The organism is Stenotrophomonas sp. TD3 (assembly GCF_001939825.1).
Classification (GTDB): Bacteria; Pseudomonadota; Gammaproteobacteria; order Xanthomonadales; family Xanthomonadaceae; genus Stenotrophomonas.
On the sequence record NZ_MOYM01000001.1, the window covers coordinates 1,453,910 to 1,475,740 of the forward strand.

Here is a 21,831-nt window from a genome sequence, read left to right on the forward strand (position 1 = left end):
AGTACGCGGAACAGGGATGATACCTGTTCGGCGCACCCGGCCGGGCCGGGCATGAAAAAACCCCGCGACCTGCGTCGCGGGGCTCCGGAGTTTCCAGCCATCGGGTCGAGGTTGCCGGCCAGCGGCCGGCACTGCCGCAACCGGGTTACTTGGCCAGGTTCAGTTCCTTCAGCAGCTGCGGCGCCGGTGCCACTTCCTGCATGATCCACTGCATGTAGCGGCTGTCGACCGCGATCATGCGGGTCATCACCGGGTCGAACACCCAGTTGGAGCTGACCGATTCCCAGTTGCCATCGAAGGCCAGGCCGACCAGCTTGCCGTTGGCATCCAGCACCGGCGAACCCGAGTTGCCGCCGGTGATGTCCAGGTTGGACAGGAAGTTCACCGGTACCGAGCCGACGCGTTTGTCTTCCAGGCCGCCGTAGCGCTTGGCCTTGACCGCGTCGAGCAGGGCCTTGGGCGCATCGAACGGATCGACGCCGGTGTCCTTGGCGACGATGCCTTCCAGCGTGGTGAACGGGGTGTAGGCCACGCCGTCCTTGGGCTCATAGCCCATCACGTTGCCGAAGGTGATGCGCAGCGACAGGTTGGCATCCGGGTACACGAACTCACCCTGGCTCTTCTTGTAGTCAGCCAGTGCCTGCAGGTACAGCGGACGTGCGGTCAGCGACTCGCCTTCGCGGATCTTCTTCTGCTCTTCCTGCTTCAGCAGCGACGGCATGATCGCCACCGCGTACTGGATGGCCGGGTCGGTGCTGGCTTCGAACGCGGCGCGGTCGGCCGTGAACCACTTCAGGCGTGCATCCAGGCTGCCCAGCTCGGTGCCCGACAGCTTGCTCACCAGCGCCTTGACGGCGTTGGCATCGCTGCCGCCCAGCCATTTATTCAGCACCTCGTTGTTGCGCTGCGCGGCCGGCAGCGCGACGTACTGGTCCAGCCAGTAGGTCTGCAGCTGCTGGTCCATCTTCGCCACATAACGGCGATCCATCTGCTTCAGGCCGCCTTCCAGGGTCGGCAGGTCGCGCTGCTGGTAGCCGACCTCACGCTCGGCGTCCGGCTTGGCACGCTCGATCGACAGGCGGTACAGACCGATGGCGGCGTTGACTGCCGAAGTGTTGTTGAACTGGCCGACGAACAGGTCGCGCTCGCGGGTCGCCTTGCTGGTGTCCAGGTGCTTGACCAGCTGCGCGTGCGCTGCCAGGGCCGGCTTGCCGGTGGCGCCCTGCTTCTTCAGCCAGGCCAGCACGGCGGCTTCTTCAGCCTGCTTCTGGCCAGCAGCGTCGATGCGCTTGAAGCCTTCCAGCTGGCCGGCGTAGTTCTTGGCCACGTTGTTCATGCTGGCCGCGGTGGCGGCGTACTTCACCTTGACGTCGGCGTCGGCCTTGCCCGCCTCATCGATCATCTTCAGCACTGCGTTGTAGTGCTTGGCGATGGTCGGGTAGGTCCAGCTGGCGGTTTCGTTGAACTCGCCGGCCAGTGCGTAGCGGTTGGTGCGGCCCGGATAGCCGGCCACCATCACGAAGTCTCCGGCGCCCAGCGGCTGGTCGGTGAACTTCAGGAAGTGCTTGGGCTGGTACGGCACGTTGTCGGCCGAGAAGGCGGCCGGCTTGCCGTCCTTGCCGACGTAGGCGCGGTAGAACGAGAAGTCACCGGTGTGGCGCGGCCACATCCAGTTGTCGACGTCGCCGCCGTACTTGCCGACGCTGCCCGGGGGCGCGTAGACCAGGCGCACGTCCTTGATTTCCATGTTGCGGAACAGGCGGTAGGTATTACCGCCGGAGAACGTGTACAGGCGGCAGCGGAAGCCGTCCTCGGCTTCACACGCGGCGACCTGGGCCTTGTCGAAGGCGTCCAGCGCGCGGCTGCGGGCCAGCGGGTCGTTGCCGGCGGCGGCAATGGCGGCCTTGGCCTGAGCGGTGACGTCGGTGATCTGGTCGAGCACGTAGACGCGGGCGTTCGGGCCGGCACTCAGTTCATCGCTGTGCTTCGGCGCGTTGAAGCCGTCCTTGATCAGGTTCTTCTCGGCGGTCGAATTCAGCTGGATCGCACCGTAGGCGCAGTGGTGGTTGGTGACCACCAGGCCCTGCGGCGACACGAAGCTGGCGGTGCAGCCACCGAGGGCTACGACCGCGCCCATCGGGTCGCCGGTGAGGTTGGACAGCTGCTCCGGGGACAGCTTCAGGCCAGCCTTCTGCAGCGGACCGGCGATTTCCGGCAGCTGCTGCGGCACCCACATGCCTTCAGCGGCATGGGCGACCTGGGCCAGCCCGAGGCTGGCGACGATGGAGAATGCAAGCAGGTTCGAGCGCATGGAGCGGCCCCTGGTAGTGGAACCCTCGATTGTAGCCCGCCGCCCTGCCCCGGCCCGAACCCCGGAAGTCATGGGCCTGCTTCTTGCTCTGCCACGCGCACGTCGGCCGCGCACACGGAAATCGTCCAGAGGGGGCGTGGTCACCCTGGACGGGACCGTTGGCGCCATGGATGGCGCCATCGAGCACCATGGATGGGCTTTTGCGTGTCCCGGCCAGGGTGACCACGCCCCCTTTCCCGGATCAGGGAGGCGCCGCTGTTCGCAGTACGTTCGAAACGCCCGCCGGCGCACGCCTTTCGTTCCGCCACTGCACCCGCAGCGCAACATGGGAAATCCGCGCGGCACCCTATAATCCGCGCTTTCCCCCTGACGAGTTCCACCCCGATGGCGCAGCAAACGATGAAGGCCCTGGTCAAGCGCGAAGCGGCCAAGGGCATCTGGCTGGAAGAAGTTCCGGTTCCGACCCCGGGCCCGAACGAGGTCCTGATCAAGCTGGAAAAGACCGCGATCTGCGGCACCGACCTGCACATCTACCTGTGGGACGAGTGGAGCCAGCGCACCATCAAGCCGGGCCTGACCATCGGCCACGAGTTCGTCGGCCGCATCGCCGCGCTCGGCTCGGCGGTGACCGGCTATGAGATCGGCCAGCGCGTCTCGGCCGAAGGCCATATCGTCTGCGGCCACTGCCGCAACTGCCGTGGCGGCCGCCCCCACCTGTGCCCGAACACCGTCGGCATCGGCGTCAACGTCAACGGCGCCTTCGCCGAATACATGGTGATGCCGGCCAGCAACCTGTGGCCGATCCCGGACCAGATCCCGTCGGAACTGGCCGCGTTCTTCGACCCGTACGGCAACGCCGCACACTGCGCGCTGGAATTCGACGTGATCGGCGAAGACGTGCTGATCACCGGCGCCGGTCCGATCGGCATCATCGCCGCCGGCATCTGCAAGCACATCGGTGCGCGCAACGTGGTGGTGACCGACGTCAACGACTTCCGCCTGAAGCTGGCCGCCGACATGGGCGCGACGCGCGTGGTCAACGTCGCCAACCAGTCGCTGAAGGACGTGATGAAGGAACTGCACATGGAGGGCTTCGACGTGGGCCTGGAAATGAGCGGCAACCCGCGCGCGTTCAACGACATGCTCGACTGCATGTACCACGGTGGCAAGATCGCCATGCTCGGCATCATGCCCAAGGGCGCCGGCTGCGACTGGGACAAGATCATCTTCAAGGGCCTGACCGTGCAGGGCATCTACGGCCGCAAGATGTACGAGACCTGGTACAAGATGACCCAGCTGGTGCTGTCCGGCTTCCCGCTCGGCAAGGTGATGACCCACCAGCTGCCGATCGACGAGTTCCAGAAGGGCTTCGACCTGATGGAGGAAGGCAAGGCCGGCAAGGTGGTATTGAGCTGGAATTGACCCTTCGGGTCAATTCCCCCGCAGGTTTCCTTATCCCCGCGCCGTCGGCGCGCCCCCTTGAACAACAAGGGGGCTCTCCCCCAGCCGGGGTAAGGCATGCTGCTGGAATTGAAAAAGGCGCCCATTGGGCGCCTTTTTCGTGGACATCAGCGAAGGCGCATCAGTTACCGATGGCCACGGTCAGCAGCACGCGGCTGTGTGCCAGCTTGCCCGAGTTCTCGCGGCCATTGCCGTCGGTACCGTAGTAACCCAGGCCGACGTTGAACAGGCCGAACTGGCGGCTGACGCCGACGTTCCAGTCGGTGTAGTCCTTGGCCAGGCCCTTCTCGAAGCTGCTGCGGCCGACGTTGGCGTTCAGCATGAAGTCCTGCGGCAGGCCCCACTGGCCGCCGACGCCGTAGTACCAGCCATCGGTGCCGCTGTTCCACTGGTCGTTGGTGTAGGCCACGGTCAGCTTGTAGGTGTCGTCGAGTAGGTGTCGTCGAGCGTGGTGGTGGTCACCAGCTCGTTGTAGTTCTGGTGGCTGGCACCGATGTAGGTGTAGCGGTTCAGCAGCACGTCGAAGTTGACGCGCGAAGTGACGTCCACGCCGTAGCCGATCTGGTAGTCGATCTCGGTGTTCGGATCACCCGGACCGAAGTCCACGCCCGAACCCCAGACACCGGCGTACAGGCCCACCGGCGAGGTGTAGGTGAAGCCCGCCTGCAGGGTCGGCTTCTCGTCGGTCTGCGACACGCCACGGAACAGGTAGTCGGAAACGGCGGTGACATTCCAGCTGTACGGCGATTCGTTCTCCTGCGCGCTGGCGGCGAACGGGGCGGCCAGGGTCAGGGCAGCGGCAATGGCGAGGCAGGCACGGGCGTGCTTCATGAGCGTCTCCGGTGGGGGCGGTGGCGTGGCGTGGAAGGCGGGTGCGGCCGGAGCGCGACAGCTCCGGTTCACGAATTCTTAACCACTTTGCTATTGCGATGCAACATGTGCCGGCCGTGGCGATGCCCCATCCGGCCCGGTTGGTGACCGACGATGCCCGGTAGAATCAGCGGTTTCCCGTTCAGAGCCGTGCCCACGCCATGACCGACGCCTCCTCCGCCCTGACCCGCCACTACGCCGAGGAACTGGACGCCATCCGCGCCCAGGGCCTGTTCAAGTCCGAGCGGATCATCACCAGCCCGCAGTCAGCCGAGATCACCCTCGACGACGGCCGCAAGGTGCTGAACTTCTGTGCCAACAACTACCTGGGCCTGGCCGACCATCCGGACCTGATCCAGGCCGCCAAGGACGCACTGGATACCCACGGCTTCGGCATGGCCTCGGTGCGCTTCATCTGCGGCACCCAGGACCTGCACAAGCAGCTGGAGAAGCAGATCGCCGATTTCTTCGGCAAGCAGGACACCATCCTGTACGCGGCCTGCTTCGATGCCAACGGTGGCCTGTTCGAGCCGCTGCTCGGCGAGAACGACGCGATCATTTCCGACGCGCTGAACCATGCTTCGATCATCGACGGCGTGCGCCTGTGCAAGGCCAAGCGCTTCCGCTACGCCAACTGCGACATGGCCGATCTGGAAGCCCAGCTGCAGGCCGCCGATGCCGCCGGCTGCAAGACCAAGCTGATCACCACCGACGGCGTGTTCTCGATGGACGGCTTCATCGCGCCGCTGGACGAGATCACCGCGCTGGCGAAGAAGTACAACGCGCTGGTGCACATCGACGAATGCCACGCCACCGGCTTCCTTGGCACCACCGGCCGTGGTTCGGCCGAGGTCAAGGGCGTGCTGGAGAAGATCGACATCATCACCGGCACCCTGGGCAAGGCCATGGGCGGCGCACTGGGCGGCTTCACCTGCGCCAGCGCCGAAGTGATCGAACTGCTGCGCCAGCGCTCGCGCCCGTACCTGTTCTCCAACTCGCTGCCGCCGCATGTGGTGGCCGCCGGCATCAAGGCGTTCGAAATGCTGGCTGCCGCCGACGACCTGCGCAGCACCCTGGCCGAGAACACCGCCTACTTCCGCGAGAAGATGACCGCCGCCGGTTTCGACGTGAAGCCGGGCGTGCATCCGATCAGCCCGGTGATGCTGTATGACGCACCGTTGGCGCAGAAGTTCGCCGAGCGCCTGCTGGAAGAAGGCATCTACGCGATCGGCTTCTTCTTCCCGGTGGTGCCCAAGGGCCAGGCCCGCATCCGTACGCAGATCAGTGCCGCGCACAGCCGCGAGCACCTGGACCGCGCGATCGATGCCTTCACCCGCATCGGTGTCGAGCTGGGCGTGGTCAAGGGCTGATCATGGCCGGGGTCGGAGCCCTTTCCTGCGGAAAGGGGTCCGACCCTATCAAAGCGTGCCGACCAAGGTCGGCACCCACGGGCGTCACTTCTTTTTCTTCTTGCCCTTCGGCTCTTCCTTGCTGGCCACCACCACCGGCTTGGCGGCAGCGTCCTGGCCGTTGCCCTTGGCAACGCGGATGCCGTTTGCCTTCATCCAGGCATCGAACTCATCGGCGGTCATTTTCTTGTCGCCGTCGCTCATCAGGAAGCGGTAGCTGCCGCGACCATCCAGCTCCGGGGTCTTCACTTCCACCACCGGGGTCTCGGCAGGCGTTTCCGCCTTGGCCACCTTCTTGTGGCCGCCACAGGCGGTCAGCAGCACCATCGGCAGCAGCAGGCCTGCACAGCGCAGGGTTTGGTTGAGGGTCGGGTGGTACATGGCAGGCTCCGTTCGGGAAATTCAACAACCAGGCGCCCCCTACGCCTGGAACGGTGGCCGGCAACTGCCGGCCGCGGGCGATGATCAGCCCGGTGCAGCGGCCCCCAGCCGCTGCTGGTCGCTGACCTCCAGCACCCGCCATTGCCCCTTGCCGAGATCGCCGAGCAGCAGCCCACCGATCGCGACCCGGACCAGGCGCAGCACCTGCAGGTCGAAGGCCGCCAACAGGCGGCGGATATGACGGTTGCGGCCCTCGTCGAGGACCACCTCCAGCCATGCGGTCTTGTCGCCACTGCGCAGCACGCGCACGGCCTGGGCGACGAGGAACTCGCCCTCGTCCTCGACACCGGCGCGCAGCGCAGCCAGGGTGTCCTCGTCGGGCAGGCGATCCACCTGCACGTGATAGGTCTTCTGCGGGCCGGTCTCTGGATCGGTCAGGCGCGCCGCCCACTGCGGATCATTGCTGAACAACAGCAACCCTTCGCTGGCCTTGTCCAGGCGCCCGACCGGCGCGATCCACGGCAGGCCGGCACCATCAAAGCAGCGATACACGGTATCTCGGCCACGCTCATCCTGCGCGGTGGTCACCACCCCACGCGGTTTGTTGAGCATCAGGTACAGGCGCTGCGGCGCGCCCATGGGCTGGCCGTCGACCTCGATCGGCGGCGCCGGCTGGCCAATCGGGAATTCGGGATCACGGACGATGCGGCCGGACACGCGCACGCGGCCCTCGGCAATCCAGCGCGCGGCCTCGCTGCGCGAGCACACGCCGGCCTTGGACAGCACGCGTGCCAAGCCATGGCGCACGCCACTGGAGACATTCGGAACCGCACGCCCACGCGGTGCGTGGGAGCGGGCGGCGGGGGCGGCAGGTGGGCGGCGCGTGCGCAAGCCTCTGCTCCCCGCAGCGCTTACTTCTTGTCGACCGGCTTGGTCTCAGCCGGTGCTTCGGCCGCAGCCGGAGTAGCGGCCGGAGCCGGACGCGCCTTGACCACGCGCACACCGCGCGCCTTCATCCAGGCGTCGAATTCTTCAGCGGTCATGCGCTTGCCGTTCTGGCTCATGTCGAAGCGCCACGGCGTGTTGTCGAACTCGGTCTGCGGCTTGTAGGCCGCCGGATCGTTCGGCTTCACTGCCGGCGCGCTCGGGATGGCCTTGGCGATGTTCTGGCAGCCATCGATGCGCAGGCGCTGCAGCACCTGGTCCAGCGACTGCGACGGATCGTAGTTGCTGCTCAACACGCCAGCCGGCATGCCCAGCTGGTTGCCACGGATGTACAGCTCGTCGGCCACCGGTGCGATGGTCGTGGCGGGCAACGGCAGCGGCGACGCGCTGGTGTTGACCGAGCAATCGACCGCAGCGTGGGCGGCGGGAACCAGGGCCAGCGCCAGGACGGCGGCCGATGCAGAGCGCAGCATGAGGGGCATCCACGGAAGGAAGTGACGCGGCGAGTTTAGCAATGCCGCGTCAGCTTTCAAGCGCCACTTTCAATGAATACGGCAACTCATTGGTTTTACGGGCAAAATCCTGACGAACGGTTACCCTTGCGCATGAATCGCCGGCTTCCGGGCCGCAGAAACAACAAGACCCGGCCGAAGCCGGGTCCTGCTGTGTCCTACTGGCGGAGCGTCAGAACTTAGTTCTGGACGTTCAGCTCGGTACGACGGTTCTTGGCGCGACCTTCCGGGTTGTCCGAACCATCCGGGTTGGTGTTCGGAGCAATCGGACGGCTCTCGCCGTAGCCGATCGGGCCGACCAGACGACCGGCGTCAACGCCGTTCTTGGTCAGGTAGTTGTACACGGCGGTAGCGCGACGCTCCGACAGCTTCTGGTTGTAAGCGTCGGTACCCTTCGAGTCGGTGTGACCGGCAACTTCAACGCGCAGATCCGGGTAACGCTTCAGGATCTCGGTGGCTTCGCTCAGGATCGCCACGGCGTCCGGACGCAGGTTCGACTTGTCGAAGTCGAAGTTGACGCCCTTCAGGTCGATGGAGACCGGAACCGGGCAACCGTCCGGACCGATGGTCTGACCCGGCTGCGAGTTCGGGCACTTGTCGTCGCAGTTGTTGACGCCGTCACCGTCGTCGTCCAGGTCGGCGCAGCTCGGGGCAACCGGAGCCGGAGCCGGAGCAGCCGCGACCGGAGCCGGGCCCAGCGGGATCACGACGCCGACCGAAGCCAGCACGTCGCCGAACCAGCTTTCGTCCTTGGCGGCGATGCTCTGGTCGTCGAAGTCAGCGCGGTAGGCCACTTCGGCGCGGACAGCAACACGCTTCTCGAAGGTGGTCTGCAGGCCGACGCCCAGCTTGGCGGCAACGTTGCCGTCCTTACGCTTGCGCGGACCGTTGTTGTCCAGGGCAGCGTACTGCTCTTCCGACTTCTGGTAGCCCAGGCCACCGACGATGTACGGGTTCCAGCCGCGGCCTTCCTTGATGAAGTGGCGACGCAGGTCCAGCGAGACGCCGTACTGCGACCAGTTCAGGTCCTGGTTGCTGTCGAAGTTCGGGTTCTGGTAGTTCAGCTCACCGTCCAGCGACCAGTTCGGGCTGATGAACTTACCCAGGCCCAGGGTCACGAACGGAGCGTCATTGGTCAGACGGTCGCTGTCCTGGAAGTTGAAGCCGGCCGAACCGGTCAGGTACCAGCGGTCATCGAACTCCTGCGCCGAAGCTGCCTGGGCAAAAGCCAGGCCGCCCAGCAGCGCGGCAGTAAGGATCTTCTTGTTCATTGAGTACAGCTCCTATTTCGGGGGTATGAAACCGGTAGAGGCATGGGCCAGCACTAGTGCGTCGATGTACGACAGCCGATTCAGCACGCCACCGCCGCGAACATTATGCTCAGGCGGGTGAAGGCCATGTTAACAGTCCCGTAACATGTGAAGTGTTGCGCCCGACCGTCCACCGGTCCGACGTTGAAACCCTATACAGGATGATGAAAATCCGCAAGACCCACACGCTGCAAGGGTTTGACGGGGTTTAAGCGGCAAAAACGACATATTGCGCAACACACTGCATCACGCGGTTCAGCAGGTTTGCGGAAACGTGAGGAACCTTATGATGGGATCACGAACCCAGCCGGAGCCGTGATGAAAGCCGTCGCCCTGAGTCGTGAATACGCACCTGCCCTGCGTGATGTCCTGCTGCCGCCGCCGCTGCCACCACGCGGCCGCGACCTGCTGGTCCGGATCGAAGCGGTATCGGTCAACCCCGTCGACGGCAAGCAGCGGGCCGCCACCGATCCGACCACCCTCGAGGTTCCCCGGGTGCTGGGCTGGGACGCCGCCGGTGTGGTCGAAGCCATCGGTGACGAGGCCAGCCTGTTCGCCTCCGGTGACGAGGTCTACTTCGCCGGCGACGTTACCCGGCCGGGCTGCAACGCCCAGTACCAGTGGGTGGACGAGCGCCTGGTCGCCCGCAAGCCGACCACGCTCGATTTCGCGGAAGCCGCCGCGCTGCCCCTGACCACGCTGACCGCCTGGGAGCTGCTGTTCCAGCGCATGCCGCTGCACCTGGATGATCGCCGCCATGGCGGCCAGCACCTGCTGGTGATCGGCGGCGCGGGCGGCGTGGGCTCGATGGCGATCCAGCTGGCCCGCCATGCCGGCTTCGAGGTGATCGCCACCGCCTCGCGCGAGGCCTCGATCGACTGGTGCCGGCAGATGGGGGCCACGCATGTGATCGACCATCGGCAGCCGCTGCAGCCCCAGCTGCAGGCGCTGGGCATCGATACGGTGCAGGTGGCGCTCAATCTGGCCGACACCGATCACTACTGGGACGAGCTGGGCCAGCTGCTGGCACCGCAGGGCCATGTCGGCCTGATCGTGGAGCCGCGTGGCGCACTGCGCATCGGCGATCCGTACAAGGCCAAATGCATCGGCATCCACTGGGAATTCATGTTCGCGCGCTCGCGCTTCGCCACTGCCGACCGCATCGAGCAGCACCGCATTCTCAGCCGCACCGCCAGCATGATCGATGCCGGCCAGCTGCGTGGCACGCTCAGTGAAACGCTGGGCGCGATCAATGCGGCCAACCTGGACATCGCGCATGAACGCCTGGCCAGCGGGCGCACGGTGGGGAAGCTGGCGCTGGTGGGCTGGGACGACTGACGCTTCATGTAGCGCCCCACGTGCAGGATCGGCGCTGCCTGTACCGGCGGATTGACCGGCATCTGTATCTATGGATGAAGCGAAAACGGGGATACGGTGGAAACAGATTCCCTCCCCTGTGCCCGCCATGCCTACCGCCCTGCCCCTGCGCCTGCTGCAACTGATCACCGGCCTGTTCCTGTATGGCTTCGGTGCCTCGCTGATGATCCGTGCCGCCATCGGCGTGGCACCCTGGGACGTGTTGTCACAGGGCATCGCCGCACAGACGCCGCTGTCCTTCGGCCTGGCGACCAATGTCATCGGTGCGCTGGTGCTGTTGCTGTGGTGGCCACTGCGCCAGAAGCCGGGCGTCGGCACCGTGCTCAACGTGATGCTGATCGGTCCCTCCGCACAGTTCGGGCTGTGGCTGCTGCCGCCGGCCGTCGGCGTGGGCTGGCAGCTGGCGATGTTCTGTGCCGGCATGCTGCTGGTCGCGCTGGCCACCGGCCTGTACATCGGCGCCCGCCTCGGCCCGGGACCACGCGATGGCCTGATGACCGGCCTGCATGCCCGCACCGGCTGGCCGATCTGGAAGGTGCGCAGCCTGATCGAAGGCAGCGTATTGCTGCTGGGCTGGTGGCTGGGCGGCAATGTCGGCCTCGGCACCCTCGCCTTTGCCCTGCTGATCGGCCCGCTGTGCGGGGTCACGCTGGGCTGGTTCGGCATCGGCCGCACCCCGGTAGTGCCGGCCGCTGGCCGGCAGCCGCAGTCGCCCTGAGCTGGCCGCCATGCCGGCCAGCGGCCGGCACTACCGCCCCCCGGAGTTCGGGGGCAGCGCCGCAGGCGCGATCCAGCGGCCCTTGCCCCGGCCGCCGTTTCGCGGCACGCTTCGCGCTTCCGTACGCAAGCGTATCGACCATGTCGCCAGCCAACGAAAGCGCCTATCCCCATCTGTTCGCCCCGCTGGACCTGGGCTTCACCCAGCTGCGCAACCGCGTATTGATGGGCTCGATGCACACCGGCCTGGAAGATCGCGCCCGCGATTTCCCGCGGCTGGCGGCCTACTTCGCCGAGCGCGCCGAGGGCGGCGTCGGCCTGATCGTCACCGGCGGCTTCGCGCCGAACGTGGTCGGCTGGCTGAAGCCGTTCGGCGGCAAGCTGTCCTGGCCCTGGGAAGTGCGGCCGCACCGCCAGCTCACCGCCGCCGCGCACCAGCACGGCGCGAAGATCTGCCTGCAGCTGCTGCACGCTGGCCGTTACGCCTACCACCCGCTGTCGGTGGCGCCGTCGAAGCTGAAGGCACCGATCAACCCGTTCACCCCGCGCGCGTTGTCGGCCAGCGGCGTCGAGCGCCATATCGCCGACTACGCACGCAGCGCGAAGCTGGCCCGCGAGGCCGGCTACGACGGCGTCGAAGTGATGGGCTCGGAGGGCTACCTCATCAACGAGTTCATCGCCCCACGCACCAACAAGCGCACCGACCGCTGGGGCGGTGACGCCAGCCAGCGCATGCGCTTCGCGGTCGAGATCGTGCGCCGCATCCGCGAGGCCTGCGGCCCGGACTTCATCATCATCTATCGCCTGTCGCTGGTGGATCTGGTCGACGACGGCAGCAACTGGGAAGAGATCGTGCAGCAGGCGCAGGCAATCGAGGCGGCCGGCGCGACGATCATCAATTCCGGTATCGGCTGGCATGAAGCGCGCATCCCGACCATCGCCACCTCGGTGCCGCGTGCTGCATTCGCCGGGGTCACCGCCAAGCTCAAGCCGCATGTGAAGGTGCCGCTGGTGGCGACCAACCGCATCAACATGCCCGAGGTCGCCGAACGCATCCTCGCCGATGGCGGCGCCGACATGGTGTCGCTGGCGCGCCCGCTGCTGGCCGACCCGCAATGGCCGAACAAGGCCCGTGCCGGCCGCGCCGAGGCGATCAACACCTGCATCGCCTGCAACCAGGCCTGCCTGGACCACGTGTTCGAGAACAAGCTGGCCAGCTGCCTGGTCAACCCGCGCGCCGCGCACGAAACCGAGCTGGTCTATCGCCCCACCGCCACGCCGAAGAAGGTTGCCGTGGTCGGTGCCGGCCCCGCCGGCCTGGCCTGTGCCACTGTCGCTGCCCAGCGTGGTCACCAGGTCACCCTGTTCGATGCCAACGAGGAGATCGGCGGCCAGTTCAACGTAGCCAAGCGCATCCCCGGCAAGGAAGAGTTCCACGAGACCCTGCGCTACTTCCGCCACACGCTGGCCGAAACCGGCGTGCAGCTGCGCCTCGGCACCCGCGCCGACGCCGCCACCCTGGCCGGCTTCGACGAGGTGGTGCTGGCCACCGGCATCACTCCGCGCAAGGTCGACTTCCCCGGTGCCGACCACGACAAGGTGGTCAGCTACCTGGACGTGCTGCTGGGCCGGGTCGAAGTGGGTAGCAATGCGGCGATCATCGGCGCCGGTGGCATCGGCTTCGATGTCGGCGAGTTCCTCAGCCATGCCGGTGAGTCACCCTCCCTCGACCCGCAGCGCTGGATGGCCGAATGGGGCGTGGACAGCACCTTCGAGGCCCGCGGCTCACTGGCCAGGCCCGAGGTTGAAACCTCGCCGCGCCGGCTGTGGCTGCTGCAGCGCAGCCCGGGCAAGCCCGGCGCGCGCCTGGGCAAGACTACTGGCTGGATCCATCGCGCCACGCTGAAGGCCAAGGGCGTGCGCATGCTCGGCGGCGTCGAGTACCTCGGCGTGGATGACGAAGGCCTGCGCATCCGCGTGGACGGCAGCGAACAGCTGCTGCCGGTCGACCATGTGGTGATCTGCGCCGGGCAGGAACCGAACCGCATGCTGCAGGCCGAATTGCAGGCGGCCGGCATCAACGCGCAGCTGATCGGCGGTGCCGATGTGGCCGCAGAACTCGATGCAAAACGCGCCATCGACCAGGGCAGCCGGGTCGCTGCCGCGCTCTGATGAGCGCCTGAATGGGGAACGGAATGTGATTTCCGTCACCCCCGTTGAACCTGAATGTCAAGCCGAGCGGTTCACGATGCGTTCGGCTATGCCCCCCTACCTTGCGCCATCTTTCCGCTCACCAGCCAGTTTCCGGTGAGCCGGCGCAGCCCCCTCGATCGGTACTGATCGTTTCTTTTGGGGCTGCCCACGGGGCGGCCCCGATGGCCGCCTCCCCATGACGCCAAGTCGTCCCCCGCCTCCTGTCGCCCCGCGGCCGGAACCGGAGGGTGCGGCCCATACGGAGCAAGGAGTTATATGAAACTGGCCTGGATTCTCTGGCTGTCGCAGTTGTTGCCGCAGCCGGCCGCTGATTCACTGTGTCTGAGCACCACCGTTTACCTGGAAGCCCGCGACCAGACCCTGCGCGGCCAGCAGGCCGTCGCCGAGGTCGCACTGCGCCGTCTCGACAGTGGCCTGTGGGGCGACTCGATGTGCCAGGTGGTCACCGCACGCAAGCAGTTCGCACCGACCATCGTCTCCCCCGGCACCCAGCTGGGCAACGACGCGGCGTGGAGCGAGGCGATGAACGTGGCCTTCGACGCCGAGCGCAACTGGGCGCTGCCGGCCGGCGAGCGCCGCGAGATCGTACCCGGTGCCAGCCATTTCGCTGCGCTGTCCATCGCCAGCCCGAACTGGCGCAATGCCTACCAGGTGGCCACCATCGGCGATCACACCTTCTATAAGGTGCAGAACCTCAAGCCGCGGCAGTCGTAACGATCCGTGCTGGCGGCAGCGTTGCCGCCCGCCGCCAGGCTCTGGGATAGTGGGTGCTTCCCGCCCGCATCACCTGGAGTTCCCATGAAGCTGTACAGCAAGCCCGGTGCCTGTTCCACCGCCGACCACATCGCCCTGCAGTGGACCGGCCAGCCGTTCGAGGTTGAACTGCTGAACAAGGACACCCTGAAGGGTCCGGAATTCCTCAAGATCAATCCGGCCGGCGCCGTTCCCGCACTGGTCGACGGCGACTTCGTGCTGCTGCAGAACGCCGCGATCATGGGCTACATCGCCGACAGTTTCCCGCAGGCCGGCCTCGGCGGCGACGGCAGCCCGCGCCAGCGCGCCGAAGCCACCCGCTGGCTGGCCTTCGTCAATTCGGACGTGCATCCGGCCTTCTCGCCGCTGTTCGCGCCGGGCAAGTTCATTGCCGACGAAGGCCAGTACGACGCGATCCGCGCCGCCGCACACAAGCGCCTGCGTGGCCTGTTCGAGACCGCCGACAAGCAGCTGGCCGACAAGCCCTGGCTGGCCGGCTTCCGCAGCTTCGCCGACCCGTACTTCTACATCACCCTGCGCTGGGCCGCCGGCACCAAGGTCGACCTGTCCGGCCTGGACAACCTGGCCGCCTACAAGGCGCGCATGGACGCCGATGCCGGCGTGCAGGCCGCACTGAAGGCTGAAGGCCTGGCCTGAGGCTTACCCGGGCTCAGAGCCGTTCGCGTGGCGAACGGATCCGACCCCACCGCCCCGAGGCGTCGGGGTCGGATCCGCCTGCGCAGCAGGCGGCTCTGACCCCCTCGGCTCCAACCGGGTGATCAACCGATCTGGCGGATCACTTCACCCTTGGCATCGCGCAGGTAGGTCGGCACCACTTCGATGCGCAGCGCCCCGGCCACCGGATAGATCCCGCGCTCGGCACGCACGCCTGCCAGGGCCTGCAGGCCCGTCTCGTCCAATGCCCAGCGCGCGCTGTCGGCCGATACCTCGCCGGTTTCACCGCGCGCGGCCGGAATGAACTCCCACTGCCGCTCGCGGCTGACCAGTTCCAGCGATTTGCCGTGGCGCAGGCGCAGCGGCAGCAGTTCGCACACGCTGGCGACCTGGCCGGCGCCGAGCACCAGCGTGGTGACGCCCGCCTCCTGGCGCCAGTCCAGGGTCTCGATGAACAGCATGCCGGTGCTGGAGCCCTCGCGCTCGCTGCCGGCCTGCACCTGTGCGGCCAGTGCCGGATCGTCCAGCAGATTGCCGCGATGCAGATCGCTGATCCACAGCGGCATCGCCGGCAGGAGCGCCTGCAGCACGCCACGCGTCGACCAGCGCTTGACCGCCTCCATCTCCTCATCGGTCAAGCCGACCAGCTGCAGGAACTGCAGATGGCCGTTGGCCGTGTCCCGTGCCGGCAGCTGCGGGTCGGCAATGAAGGCCAGATGGCACAGCCGCGTGCCGGTCTCCAGCGCGATCGGGCCGTTGGCGTTGAGGTGATGGCCATCCTCGAACACGTTGCCACTGCCGAACACGTAGCGCGCGAGGTTCTGCAGCAGGTTCATCGGCCACACGGGTGGCGCGCTGCCGGCGTTCTCACCGGCTTCGGCGGCGAGGCGGAAGGTCAGCTCGAAACCATAGCCGCTGGCGGTCGCATCACTGCTCTCCTTGGCGTACAGCTCGGAGAAACCGTAGGTGATGTAGTGCCAATGCGATACCGGCGCATCTGCCCAGTACACGCTGATGCCATCCAGCGGATCCTGGCCACCCAGCGTATAGGGAAGCGCGGTGCCGAAGTGGCGCGGCTCCTGGCCGGCATACAGCGGCGCCAGCGCCGCATTGATCGCGTCCCAGCCTGGGGTGTCGGTGTCGTCGTGGTCGTCCTGCACGCGGGACTCCTTGTGGGGAAGTGAACCGATCACTTTACGCGGTGGCTCAGGCCTGCACGACCTCACTGCCAGCGTTCACTACGGCCGCCTGGGTTTCCTGCCACCAGCGCTGCGCCAATGCCGGGCTGCGAGCCTTCCCCACCGCCGCCAGCAGTTCCGGGCACAGGCGCTCCAGCGCCAGCGCATCGGTGCAGCGTTCGATCTTCAACTGCATGAAGTAGCCCTTCAGGCCCAGGTGGCGGCGCACCGCCTCGCTCATCGCGTCGTACAACTGCTGGTACAGCGCCGGATCCTGTTCGCGGCCGGTGCTGATGCCGCGCGCCGGTGCGGTTTCGGCACTTCCGCCGATCACTTCAATCAGGCCCTGCGCTGACAATTGCTCCAGTGCGTCCGGTGGTGCGCGCAGGCCTTCGAACAGGCCACGCAGTTCGGTGTCGTCGCGATGGCCATCGACCATCAGCAGGATTGAACGCAGTGCCGCCGGCAGGCGCCGGCTACGGTCTTCGATTTCCTGACGGCCAGCAGCCGTCTTGGCGTGCAGCAATGCCATTGCCTCCCCCTCCCTTGATGCGCAATGCCAGCGCCCCCTCACGGGCACGCCCCCCTGGGTGCCATCCCCGGGCGGCACGCGCGTTCCCCGGCGCGCGCCGCGTGTTGCAGGTCGATGACAGGCCGAGCTTAGCGCAAGTGTGCAGGGTAGTGCCGGTCGCTGGCCGGCAACCTGCGGATTGATGGGGGTGCCGGCCAGCGGCCGGCACTACCAGGTCAACGGCCCAGCGCCCGGCGGATCTCCTCCAGCGCGCTGGGGTCGTCCAGCGTCGACAGGTCACCCGGGTCGCGCTGCTCGGCCAGCGCCTGCAACGAGCGCCGCAGCAGCTTGCCGGATCGGGTCTTGGGCAGCGCATTGACCACGTGCACGTGCGCCGGGCGCGCGACCGCACCGAGCGAGGTGGTCACCGTGGCCATCATCTCGGCCACCACCGGTGCCGGATCCTCGCCATCCAGCCCCTGCTTGAGGGTGACGAATACCAGCGGCACCTGTCCCTTCAGTTCATCCTTGACCCCGATCACCGCCGCCTCGGCCACGCGCGGATGGCTGGAGATGGCCTCCTCGATCTCGCGCGTGCCCAGCCGATGCCCGGCCACGTTGATCACATCGTCGGTGCGGCCGAGGATGAAGGTGTAGCCATCGTCGTCGCGGATCGCCCAGTCCAGCGAGCTGTACAGCAGTTCCTTGAAGTGGCTGAAGTAGCTCTGCAGGAATCGGCTGTCGTCGTTCCATACCGTGCTCATGCAGCCCGGCGGCAGCGGTGGCGACACCACCAGTACGCCCTTCTGCCCCGGCGCTACTTCCTCGCCGGTGTTCTCGTCGATCACCTTCATCCGGTAACCAAGGTTGGGGAAGCCCGGTGAACCGAAACGCACCGGCTTCATCTCCAGGCCCGGCAGCAGGGTCAGCGCCGGCCAACCGGTTTCGGTCTGCCAGTAGTTGTCGATGATCGGCTTGCCGAGCGCTTCGCTGATCCAGTGCGCGGTAGGTTCGTCCAGCGGCTCGCCGGCCAGGAACAGGTACTTCAGCGCGCGCAGGTCATGGCGATGGATGAAGTCCGCGTCGTGCTTCTTCAGCACGCGGATGGCGGTGGGCGACGAGAACATCGTGCGCACGTTGTACTGCTCGCACAACGCCCACCAGATGCCCGGGTCCGGGTTGGTCGGCAGCCCTTCGTACAGCAGCGAGGTGCAGCCGCCGATCAGCGGGCCGTACACATTGTAGGAATGGCCTACCGCCCAGCCGACATCGGACGTGGAGAACATCACCTGTCCCGGCCTGCAGTCGAACACGGTCTCCATCGACTGTGCCATCGCCACGGCGTAGCCGCCGACATCGCGCTGCACGCCCTTCGGCTTGCCGGTGGTGCCGGAGGTATACAACAGGTAGCTCGGCTCGCTCGCTTCCAGCCACTGCACCGGCACGTCGACCTCACCGATCTGCGCACGCAGCTCGGCGTACTCCACATCGCGGCCTGTCACACGTGGTTCGGCGGCATCCAGTCCGCGCGACACGATCAGCACGTGCGGCGGTGGCGAGGTGGCTTCTGCGCAGGCGGCGTCGACCATCGGCTTGTAAGGAATCAACTTGCCACCGCGCATGCCGGCATCGGCCGCGATCAGCAGCTTGGGCTTGGCATCGTCGATGCGCAGCGCCAGGTTGTGCGCGGCAAAGCCACCGAACACGACTGAATGCACGGCGCCGATGCGCGCACAGGCCAGCATCGCGAATACCGCCTCGGCCATGTTCGGCATGTAGATCACCACCCGGTCGCCGTGGCCGACACCCAGGTGCTTGAGCACGGCGGCGAAGTCATTCACCTCGCGATACAGCTGGCGGTAGGTGATCTCGCGGGTGCTGTTGGTCTCGGTGGAAATGGCAACCAGCGCGAGCTGGTCGGCGCGTTCGGCCAGATGGCGGTCGACGGCGTTGTAGCAGAGATTGGTTTCGCCGCCGACGAACCAGCGCCGGAACGGCGGATTGCTGTAGTCGAGCACCTGCTGCGGCGGTTTGTGCCAATGGATGCGCTTGGCTTCCTCGCCCCAGAAGGCCTCCGGCTCGTCGATCGAGCGACGGTAGGTTTCCTCGTAGTTCATGACGCAGCCCTCCCAGACAAAGTCATGGGTTCGAGGATAGTCCGGCGCTGCCGCGCGGGCCGCCCTACCTTGGTAGGGGGTGGGTTTGTTCTGCAGGGCTTGCAGCCCTGCACCTGCCCAAGCCGAAGCAACAGCAGAAGCGGGTTTCCTGAGGGTTGGCGGGGCGGGTCCGGTTGCGGGGGACGCCGCAAGTACGTCCCTGTAGGCTCGGTCGCGCCATCCATGGCGCTCACGCCCCCGCAACCGGACCCACCCCGCCTTCGACAGTTTCCTGCGAGCTGTCTGAACAACGTAGTGCCCTGGTGGGTGTCGACCTTGGTCGACACGGTAGATCCACGCCATGCGTGGATGCATTTCGATTTCAATTCGAAATATTCGATTCCGATTGAGATTCATCCACGCATGGCGTGGATCTACTGGCCGCCGGCCAACTGTCGAAGGTGGGGCACTGTGGGTTTGCGGGGTGTGAGCCGCATGGGCCCGAGGCATGCCTCGGGCGGGTTGGGCAGGACGCCCAACCCCGGTCTTGCCGTGTGCGCAGGACTGCGCACACGAGCAAGCGGCGACCAAGCCCCCATGGACGGGTTTACGGCGTCCCTGCAAACCCACAGTGCCCCGCCATCCCACGGATAGCCCGCTTTTGACGTTGACGTTGATTCTGCAGGTGCAGGGCTGCAAGCCCTGCCGAACCCCTAGAACGGAGTCGCGGACTCGAACGCGAGCGCCGCGCCCGTCACCGGATGGGTGAACCGCAGGCTGCGCGCATGCAGATGCACACGCTGCGCCGGCGCGGCGTCATACAGCACGTCACCGACGATGGGATGGCCCAGGCTGGCCATGTGCAGGCGCAGCTGATGGCTGCGGCCCGTGATCGGTTCCAGCTCCACACGGGTGCGCTGCGCTTCAACATCACGCGCCATTACGCGCCAGCGCGTCAGCGCCGGCTTGCCGCGTTCGTGATCGATCATCTGCTTCGGCCGGTTCGGCCAGTCCACGATCAACGGCAGGTCCACTTCGCCGGCATCGCCCGCGAGCAGCCCCTGCACCACCGCTTCATACCGCTTGCCGACCTGGCGCTGCTCGAACTGCATCGACAACGCCGCCTGCATGTCCTTGCCACGCGCATGCAGCAGCAGCCCGGAGGTCACCTGGTCCAGGCGGTGCACGGTCAACGCATCCGGATACAGCGCCTGCAGGCGCGCGACCACGCAGTCCTGGTTCTCGGCGCTGCGGCCGGGCACGGACAGCAGGCCGGCCGGCTTCTCGGCCACCAGCAGCGCGTCGTCGATGTAGTGCAGATGGATCATGCGGTTCCGTATCCGTCCAAACAAAAACGGGGAAGCCGAAGCTTCCCCGTTTTCTGCGTACCGACCAACGGTCGGTACCTACCTTGATGGAAGACGTACCGACCGGAGCCGGTACCGCCTGCATCAGCCCAGCAGGTGGGCGACGCCGGCGCGCTCTTCTTCCAGCTCGGCCAGGGTCTTGTCGATGTACTTCTGGCTGAAGTCGTCGATCGGCAGGTCCTTCACCAGGGTGTACTTGCCGTTCTCGGTGGTCACCGCGAAACCGAAGATCACGCCTTCCGGAATGCCGTAGGAACCGTCGGACGGCACGCCCATGGTGACCCACTTGCCGTTGCTGCCCAGCACCCAGTCACGCACGTGGTCGATCGCTGCGTTGGCGGCCGAAGCAGCCGAGGACGAGCCGCGGGCTTCGATGATCGCCGCGCCGCGCTTGCCGACGGTCGGGATGAAGGTGTTGGCGTTCCATTCCTGGTCGTTGATCGCATCGGCGATCGACGCACCGTCGGCGGTGGCGAAACGGTAGTCCGGGTACATGGTCGGGCTATGGTTGCCCCACACGACCAGCTTCTCCATGCCACCGACCGGCTTGCCGAGCTTGGTCGACAGCTGGCTCAGCGCGCGGTTGTGGTCCAGGCGCAGCATGGCGGTGAAGTTTTCCGGCTTCAGGTCCGGGGCCGACTTCATGGCGATGTAGGCGTTGGTGTTGGCCGGGTTGCCGACCACCAGCACCTTCACGTCACGGCTGGCGACCTTGTTCAGCGCCGCGCCCTGGGCGGTGAAGATCTTGGCGTTTTCCAGCAGCAGGTCCTTGCGCTCCATGCCCGGGCCACGCGGACGTGCGCCAACCAGCAGGGCGATGTCGGCGTCCTTGAACGCGACTTCGGCGTCATCGGTGCCGACCATGCCGGCCAGCAGCGGGAAGGCGCAGTCTTCCAGCTCCATCATCACGCCCTTCAGGGCGGCCTGGGCCTTGTCGACCGGCAGTTCCAGCAGCTGCAGGATGACCGGCTGGTCCTTGCCCAGCATTTCGCCGGAGGCGATGCGGAACAGCAGGGCATAACCGATCTGGCCGGCGGCGCCGGTCACGGCAACACGAACGGGTGCTTTCATGGGGGTTTCCTCTTGCTTGCAAGCGTTTGATGGGACGCCGCGGGCATGGCCACGCAGGCCGGGCGGGCGGCGGGGAACAGGGAAACGGCCACCCGTGGGTGGCCGTTTCGAAGGGGATCAGGCGGCGAGGTGCTTGTTCCACTCCGCGACGCGCTCGGCCTGGGCGGCCAGCACGGCGTCGACGTCGCCTTCCAGGGTGATCGAATGGATCACGTCGCCCTGCTTGACCGAATCGACGATGGCCTGGCCTTCCAGGACCTTGCCGAAGACGGTGTGGCGGCCGTCCAGCCAATCGGTCTTGATGTGGGTGATGAAGAACTGGCTGCCGTTGGTGTTCGGGCCGGCGTTGGCCATCGACAGCGAGCCGACCTCGTGCTTCACGCCATTCTTCTCGTCTTCGAACTTGTAGCCCGGGCCGCCGGTGCCACGACCCTGCGGGCAGCCGCCCTGGATCATGAAGTCGGCGATCACGCGGTGGAAGATCAGGCCGTCATAGAAGCCGTGCTTGACCAGGTTCACGAAGTTGGCCACGGTCAGCGGCGCCTTGTCGGCGAACAGCTCGACCTTGATCGGGCCCTGGGTGGTGTCGAAAGTGGCGATGAGGGACATGAAGATCCTTGATGCAAAGGGGAATGCGTCTAGCCACCTAGTTTACACCTGCCTCGTGGCAGCG

Annotated in this window: 18 protein-coding genes and 1 pseudogene; 7 read left to right on the forward strand and 12 right to left on the reverse strand. The window is 66.5% G+C overall.

Annotated elements, in window-relative coordinates:
- Positions 1-145: 145 nt before the first annotated feature.
- Positions 146-2,311, reverse strand: a complete 2,166-nt coding sequence (locus BKE09_RS06875; RefSeq protein WP_075675264.1) for a S46 family peptidase — start codon at positions 2,309-2,311, stop codon at positions 146-148.
- Between the two features lie 399 nt (positions 2,312-2,710).
- Here BKE09_RS06875 and tdh point away from each other — a divergent pair, with 399 nt between their 5' ends.
- Positions 2,711-3,733, forward strand: coding sequence for an L-threonine 3-dehydrogenase (gene tdh, locus BKE09_RS06880; protein ID WP_032955954.1), 1,023 nt, complete (start codon positions 2,711-2,713; stop codon positions 3,731-3,733).
- A 160-nt stretch (positions 3,734-3,893) separates the two neighbouring features.
- Here tdh and BKE09_RS23885 read toward each other — a convergent pair.
- Positions 3,894-4,603 (reverse strand): annotated as a pseudogene (locus BKE09_RS23885) (TorF family putative porin).
- A 200-nt stretch (positions 4,604-4,803) separates the two neighbouring features.
- On the opposite strand from BKE09_RS23885, the gene kbl reads away from it, so the two are divergent.
- The gene (kbl, locus tag BKE09_RS06890) at positions 4,804-6,012 is read left to right on the forward strand and encodes a glycine C-acetyltransferase (protein ID WP_075675265.1); all 1,209 of its coding nucleotides are present in this window, start codon (positions 4,804-4,806) and stop codon (positions 6,010-6,012) included.
- 84 nt (positions 6,013-6,096) lie between these two features.
- Here the strand turns inward: kbl and BKE09_RS06895 are convergent, their stop codons facing one another.
- From BKE09_RS06895 to BKE09_RS06910, 4 genes are all read right to left on the reverse strand, one after another.
- A complete protein-coding gene (locus BKE09_RS06895; protein WP_049446728.1) occupies positions 6,097-6,432 on the reverse strand; it encodes a hypothetical protein in 336 nt (111 codons plus the stop codon).
- 84 nt (positions 6,433-6,516) lie between these two features.
- On the reverse strand, positions 6,517-7,323 hold the full coding sequence (locus BKE09_RS06900; protein ID WP_310648430.1) for a pseudouridine synthase: 807 nt from the start codon (positions 7,321-7,323) through the stop codon (positions 6,517-6,519).
- A gap of 20 nt (positions 7,324-7,343) precedes the next feature.
- Positions 7,344-7,850, reverse strand: a complete 507-nt coding sequence (locus tag BKE09_RS06905) for a hypothetical protein (protein ID WP_049468334.1) — start codon at positions 7,848-7,850, stop codon at positions 7,344-7,346.
- 218 nt (positions 7,851-8,068) lie between these two features.
- Positions 8,069-9,160: an OmpA family protein gene (locus BKE09_RS06910; protein WP_014036117.1), complete on the reverse strand. Its 1,092-nt coding sequence runs from the start codon at positions 9,158-9,160 to the stop codon at positions 8,069-8,071.
- A gap of 357 nt (positions 9,161-9,517) precedes the next feature.
- Here BKE09_RS06910 and BKE09_RS06915 point away from each other — a divergent pair, with 357 nt between their 5' ends.
- From BKE09_RS06915 to BKE09_RS06935, 5 genes are all read left to right on the forward strand, one after another.
- The gene (locus BKE09_RS06915; RefSeq protein WP_075675266.1) at positions 9,518-10,537 is read left to right on the forward strand and encodes a zinc-binding alcohol dehydrogenase family protein; all 1,020 of its coding nucleotides are present in this window, start codon (positions 9,518-9,520) and stop codon (positions 10,535-10,537) included.
- A 127-nt stretch (positions 10,538-10,664) separates the two neighbouring features.
- Positions 10,665-11,294 carry a hypothetical protein gene (locus BKE09_RS06920; RefSeq protein ID WP_075675267.1) on the forward strand — a complete coding sequence of 210 codons (630 nt, stop codon included), beginning with the start codon at positions 10,665-10,667 and terminating at the stop codon, positions 11,292-11,294.
- Positions 11,295-11,434: 140 nt separating this feature from the next.
- On the forward strand, positions 11,435-13,465 hold the full coding sequence (locus tag BKE09_RS06925; RefSeq protein ID WP_075675268.1) for an NADPH-dependent 2,4-dienoyl-CoA reductase: 2,031 nt from the start codon (positions 11,435-11,437) through the stop codon (positions 13,463-13,465).
- 297 nt (positions 13,466-13,762) lie between these two features.
- The gene (locus BKE09_RS06930) at positions 13,763-14,221 is read left to right on the forward strand and encodes a cell wall hydrolase (RefSeq protein WP_004154513.1); all 459 of its coding nucleotides are present in this window, start codon (positions 13,763-13,765) and stop codon (positions 14,219-14,221) included.
- 84 nt (positions 14,222-14,305) lie between these two features.
- Positions 14,306-14,917 carry a glutathione S-transferase N-terminal domain-containing protein gene (locus BKE09_RS06935; protein WP_057497652.1) on the forward strand — a complete coding sequence of 204 codons (612 nt, stop codon included), beginning with the start codon at positions 14,306-14,308 and terminating at the stop codon, positions 14,915-14,917.
- A gap of 122 nt (positions 14,918-15,039) precedes the next feature.
- On the opposite strand, the gene BKE09_RS06940 is transcribed toward BKE09_RS06935, so the two are convergent.
- The 6 genes from BKE09_RS06940 to BKE09_RS06970 form a co-directional block, all read right to left on the reverse strand.
- Complete coding sequence (locus tag BKE09_RS06940) at positions 15,040-16,095, reverse strand: suppressor of fused domain protein (protein ID WP_075675269.1); 1,056 nt, start codon at positions 16,093-16,095, stop codon at positions 15,040-15,042.
- A 46-nt stretch (positions 16,096-16,141) separates the two neighbouring features.
- The gene (locus tag BKE09_RS06945) at positions 16,142-16,645 is read right to left on the reverse strand and encodes a hypothetical protein (protein ID WP_075675270.1); all 504 of its coding nucleotides are present in this window, start codon (positions 16,643-16,645) and stop codon (positions 16,142-16,144) included.
- Between the two features lie 215 nt (positions 16,646-16,860).
- Positions 16,861-18,741: a propionate--CoA ligase gene (gene prpE / locus BKE09_RS06950; RefSeq protein ID WP_075675271.1), complete on the reverse strand. Its 1,881-nt coding sequence runs from the start codon at positions 18,739-18,741 to the stop codon at positions 16,861-16,863.
- A 692-nt stretch (positions 18,742-19,433) separates the two neighbouring features.
- Positions 19,434-20,048, reverse strand: a complete 615-nt coding sequence (locus BKE09_RS06960) for an RluA family pseudouridine synthase (RefSeq protein WP_075675273.1) — start codon at positions 20,046-20,048, stop codon at positions 19,434-19,436.
- Positions 20,049-20,171: 123 nt separating this feature from the next.
- Complete coding sequence (locus tag BKE09_RS06965) at positions 20,172-21,158, reverse strand: malate dehydrogenase (protein ID WP_004153634.1); 987 nt, start codon at positions 21,156-21,158, stop codon at positions 20,172-20,174.
- 117 nt (positions 21,159-21,275) lie between these two features.
- Positions 21,276-21,767, reverse strand: coding sequence for a peptidylprolyl isomerase (locus tag BKE09_RS06970; protein WP_004153629.1), 492 nt, complete (start codon positions 21,765-21,767; stop codon positions 21,276-21,278).
- Positions 21,768-21,831: the final 64 nt, after the last annotated feature.

Bases quoted from the DNA above. Each gene is read 5' to 3' on its own strand.
- BKE09_RS06960 (WP_075675273.1), bottom strand. From the start codon at position 20,048: ATGATCCATCTGCACTACATCGACGACGCGCTGCTGGTGGCCGAGAAG.
- BKE09_RS06970 (WP_004153629.1), bottom strand. From the start codon at position 21,767: ATGTCCCTCATCGCCACTTTCGACACCACCCAGGGCCCGATCAAGGTC.
- prpE (WP_075675271.1), bottom strand. From the start codon at position 18,741: ATGAACTACGAGGAAACCTACCGTCGCTCGATCGACGAGCCGGAGGCC.
- BKE09_RS06925 (WP_075675268.1), top strand. From the start codon at position 11,435: ATGTCGCCAGCCAACGAAAGCGCCTATCCCCATCTGTTCGCCCCGCTG.
- BKE09_RS06930 (WP_004154513.1), top strand. From the start codon at position 13,763: ATGAAACTGGCCTGGATTCTCTGGCTGTCGCAGTTGTTGCCGCAGCCG.
- BKE09_RS06935 (WP_057497652.1), top strand. From the start codon at position 14,306: ATGAAGCTGTACAGCAAGCCCGGTGCCTGTTCCACCGCCGACCACATC.
- kbl (WP_075675265.1), top strand. From the start codon at position 4,804: ATGACCGACGCCTCCTCCGCCCTGACCCGCCACTACGCCGAGGAACTG.
- tdh (WP_032955954.1), top strand. From the start codon at position 2,711: ATGAAGGCCCTGGTCAAGCGCGAAGCGGCCAAGGGCATCTGGCTGGAA.
- BKE09_RS06875 (WP_075675264.1), bottom strand. From the start codon at position 2,311: ATGCGCTCGAACCTGCTTGCATTCTCCATCGTCGCCAGCCTCGGGCTG.
- BKE09_RS06915 (WP_075675266.1), top strand. From the start codon at position 9,518: ATGAAAGCCGTCGCCCTGAGTCGTGAATACGCACCTGCCCTGCGTGAT.
- BKE09_RS06945 (WP_075675270.1), bottom strand. From the start codon at position 16,645: ATGGCATTGCTGCACGCCAAGACGGCTGCTGGCCGTCAGGAAATCGAA.
- BKE09_RS06895 (WP_049446728.1), bottom strand. From the start codon at position 6,432: ATGTACCACCCGACCCTCAACCAAACCCTGCGCTGTGCAGGCCTGCTG.
- BKE09_RS06965 (WP_004153634.1), bottom strand. From the start codon at position 21,158: ATGAAAGCACCCGTTCGTGTTGCCGTGACCGGCGCCGCCGGCCAGATC.
- BKE09_RS06905 (WP_049468334.1), bottom strand. From the start codon at position 7,850: ATGCTGCGCTCTGCATCGGCCGCCGTCCTGGCGCTGGCCCTGGTTCCC.
- BKE09_RS06910 (WP_014036117.1), bottom strand. From the start codon at position 9,160: ATGAACAAGAAGATCCTTACTGCCGCGCTGCTGGGCGGCCTGGCTTTT.
- BKE09_RS06920 (WP_075675267.1), top strand. From the start codon at position 10,665: ATGCCTACCGCCCTGCCCCTGCGCCTGCTGCAACTGATCACCGGCCTG.